At 70.6% G+C, this 3,856-nt stretch carries 3 protein-coding genes; all 3 read right to left on the reverse strand.

The features are described from left to right. Window positions 1–891 (reverse strand): GAF domain-containing protein (locus tag IRZ30_RS16205; protein WP_294086642.1); only part of this gene is annotated, 891 nt, incomplete at its 3' end. A 196-nt stretch (window positions 892–1,087) separates the two neighbouring features. After that, on the reverse strand, window positions 1,088–2,383 hold the full coding sequence (locus IRZ30_RS16210) for an MFS transporter (RefSeq protein ID WP_294086643.1): 1,296 nt from the start codon (window positions 2,381–2,383) through the stop codon (window positions 1,088–1,090). A 27-nt stretch (window positions 2,384–2,410) separates the two neighbouring features. Then, a partial coding sequence (locus tag IRZ30_RS16215; RefSeq protein ID WP_294086644.1) for a S9 family peptidase occupies window positions 2,411–3,856 on the reverse strand: 1,446 nt, incomplete at its 5' end.

The following is a 3,856-nucleotide window of genomic DNA, read 5'->3' on the forward strand; positions in this document are numbered from 1 at the left end:
CGCCAGCGCCGCCGCCAGCGCCGCCGCCAGGACGTCGCCGATCGACCGGTCGAGCGGGTCGTAGTCTGCCGCGTCGCCGTAGTAGACCGAAAGCAGGCCGTAGACCGTCGACGCATCCCGTATCGGCATGATGGTGGCCAGCCGGATGCCGGCTTCCTCGGCGATCGCCGGGTCGCTCAACCGCCGGGCATCGCTGCCTTCGCCCGGGTAGCGGAGCGGCTCATGCTGGTTCCGAACCGCGGCGTCCACCTGTTCCCGCCCCCGCCCGACCGACCGCTCTTCGATGTGGCGCACGAAGCGGTCGGGCACCCCGGCCACGGCCAACGCGGCAAGCCGGTCCTCCCCCTCGGCCAGCAACCACACCGCCAGGCCGCGAGCGTCCAGCAACCGCCGGGCGACCTCCAGCGCCTCCCCCAGCCGTTCCGGGGACTCGGCCAGGTCGAGCACTTCAAGGGCGAGTTGGCGGATCGCGGCCATCCGACGCAGGTGCCGGCGCTGATCCGCTTTCGACGCCATGGTGAGCGTACGCCGCAACCCGAGGAGGCGCTCCACATCCGCCACCATGAGCGTCACGGGCAGCACGGCGTCAACGCCCACCGCCATCAGGGCTGCGGTCTGGGGCGTTGCGGAGTCGGCGAGCGCGCCGACCACGATGGGATCGCCGAGGCGCGGGCGGAGGGAGTCCACCCATCCGGCATTATTGTCGGGGATAAGGGACGCATCGAGCACGACCACGTCCGGCGGGTGTTTGGCGGCATGGGCGATCGCTTCCGCCACCGTCACCACACCGGTTGCTCGTCCTCCCAGTCGTTCGAGGATGGCCAGGAGGTGCTCCCTCAAGTCGTGGCGGTCGCTAACGACCAGCACATGGCACCCCTGAGCCTGATCCATCGGTTGCCCAACACCCTCCGCACTCGGTCAGGACACCCTGGATGCACGACTCCTCGGCTTGGCGTTCACCTGCACACCGAGACCATTAGCGCGCAACCAGTTGCACGCTCACGATTATAGAAAACGTGCTCCGCATAGTCCACGTCTACTACCGAGCCGTCAAGAACACCGCGCAACATGACTGGATGTACACGGTCTAGTCCGCACGGGCAACGGATGACTCTGCGGCGCCGGGCACCTCGACCTCGTCGGACACGCCGCCATGCCCCTCCGGCAACTCCTCACCCCGGTACTGCCAGAGCTGACGCGCCCACCAGCGAGAGGTCACGACCATCAGCAGGCAGGCGCTCCCGCCGAGGACCATGGCATAGCGCGCGCCGACCACGCTTGCGACCATCCCGGCCTGGAACTCGCCCAGCCGCGGCCCGCCGGCGGAAAACACCGAGGCCAAGGCACCGACCCGGCCCCGGAGCGAGTCCGGCGTCGCCAACTGCCGCACGGTGTGGCGCATCGCCATACTGACGGCATCCAACCCCCCAGCCAGCGCCAGGAGCCCGAGCGCCATCGGGAACGACCGGGCCATACCGAAGAGCGCCAGAGAAATCCCATACGCCGCAACGGCCAGCGCCACGACGCGCCCCGGCCGGCGCGGGGACGGCAGCAGCGCGAAGATCAGCGAGCCGGCGACGGCCCCCGCGGCCGGAGCCGAGTAGAGCAGGCCCAACCCCTCCGAGCCCACCGCCAGCACGTCGCGCGCAAAGGCCGGGAGCAGCCCCATCGACGAGACGAAGAGCACGGCGAGGAAGTCGACCAGCATCAACTGCCAGAGGATGGCGCGACCGCGCACGAACTCCAGGCCCTCGACCACCGCGGACCATCCCCGCCGCGGCCCGGCCGGCACCGGGGCGCGGGTGCGCATCGCCACGATCGCGCTGAGCACGGCGAGGAACGACGCCGCGTTGATCCAGTAGGCCATACTCACCCCGAACACCTTGATGATCACACCCCCGGTGGCCGGGCCGAGGACGGCCGCGGTCTCCCAGGCGAGCACGTTCAGCGTCAAGGCGTTCGGCAGCCGCTCGCGCGGCACCAGGGAAGGGATGAGGGCCTGCCGCGTCGGCGAGTCAAACGCCGCGGCCGCCGCGGTGAGCGCCGCAAAGGCGTAGAGGATCGGCACGTTCGCCTTGCCGAGCGAGATGATCAAGGCGAGGAGCGCGCTGAGTCCGGCGAGGAAGCTCTGCGACACGAGCAGGACCCGGCGGCGGTCGACCTGATCCGCCAGCGTCCCGCCGAAGATCGAGAGCAGGATCGTCGGGATCGCCCGCGCCAGCCCGACCCCACCCAGTGCCGCGGTCGAGCCGGTCAAGGAATAGACGAGCCAGCCCAGCGCCACCGTCTGCACCTGGGTGCCGAGCATATCCACGAACTGCCCGGCCCAGAGGAGCCGGAAGTCCCGGTAGGCCAAAGCTGCGAGTGATGTAGGAAGCCTCACCCTCAATCCCTTGCGAGTACGCGCCGCCTACGACGACCGCGCGACGCCAAGCCGCTCCACGAACCAGTCCACCGCCCGCTCCAGCACATCCCGCTGATGCTCACGCTCGCGCACCCCGTGCGGCTCGCGCGGGTAGACGACGCACCGGGCCTCGACCCCGTGGGCACGGAGGCCGCGCGCCATCTCGTACGCCTGGCCGACGGGGCAACACGGGTCCTGCTCCCCATGCAGGAACAGCGTCGGCGTCCGCACCCGGTCTACGTAGAAGATCGGCGAGCGCGTCGCATACAGCCCGTCAAGCGCGAAGGGGTCGGCCCGGAGGAAGATCTCATCGAACCGGGGAATGTTCGTGCCTCCGTGGAACGAGTACCAGTTGGTGATGCTGGCTCCGGCCACCGCCGCCCGGAACCGATCGGTCTGGGTGATGGCCCAGCAGGTGAGGTAGCCGCCGTAGCTCCAGCCGCCGACGCCCAGCCGCTCCGGATCGGCGATGCCGTCCCGCACGCAGGCGTCCACCCCGGCGAGGATGTCCTCCAGATCTCCGCCCCCGAGGTCGCCGATGTTGGCCTCAGCAAAGGCCAGCCCGTACCCGGCGCTCCCGCGCGGGTTCGGTAGCAGGACGGCGCACCCGCGCGCCGCCAGCAGGTGGATCCAACCGCCGGGGCCGGACGGGCGCAAGCCATAGGCCCATGAGCCAGTCGGGCCGCCGTGGATGAGCGTCACCAGCGGCCAGGGCGGGTTACCCGCTCCCTGCGGGCGAACCAGCATCCCCTCGATCTCCATGCCGTCGGGCGCCGTCCAGCGCAGCGTCTCGTACGGGCTGAGTAAGTCCGCCGGGAACTCGGCGTTGACCGCGCTGCGCCGCTCCCACTGGACCCCTTCCGGCCCCTGATCCGCGATCCGCCCGACCCACAGCTCCACCGGCTCCGTCGGGGCACTGATCCCCGTGGCCACCAACCGGCCGTCGGCACTGATGGCGACGCCGGTGCCGTAGACGTTGAAGAACTTCTCCCCCGCCCACAGCGTCCGCGTCCGCCCACCGCCGGTCGGATCGAGCAGGCAGATCGCCGCCCGATTACGCTCGAGCGCCGCCGCGAAGAGCCGTCCATCCGCCACCCAGTGGAGCGACAGGTACGACCGCGGCTCCCCCGCGGTCAGCGGCTGCGCCGCACCCCCCGCGGCCGGGACGACGACCACGTCGCCCCCGCTCATGCCCGGATCACTCCAGGTGCTGGTGATCAGCGCGATCGCGCGTCCATCCGGCGACCACGTCGCGCCGGTGATCTGCCGCTCGGGCGCGTAGAGGGTCGTCACCTCGCCTGTCGCCACGTCGATGCGCGCCAGTCGCGACCGGTACCAGGACCAGGCATAGGGGAGATCACTGACGATCGCCGCGATCGCCGACCCGTCGGGCGACCAGGCCAGCTCCCAGACGTGCAATGGTCCCGTTGTCAGGCAGCGCGCCTCCCCGCT

The sequence above is a fragment of the Sphaerobacter sp. genome (assembly GCF_019683595.1).
In the GTDB taxonomy this organism is placed as follows: domain Bacteria; phylum Chloroflexota; class Chloroflexia; order Thermomicrobiales; family Thermomicrobiaceae; genus Sphaerobacter.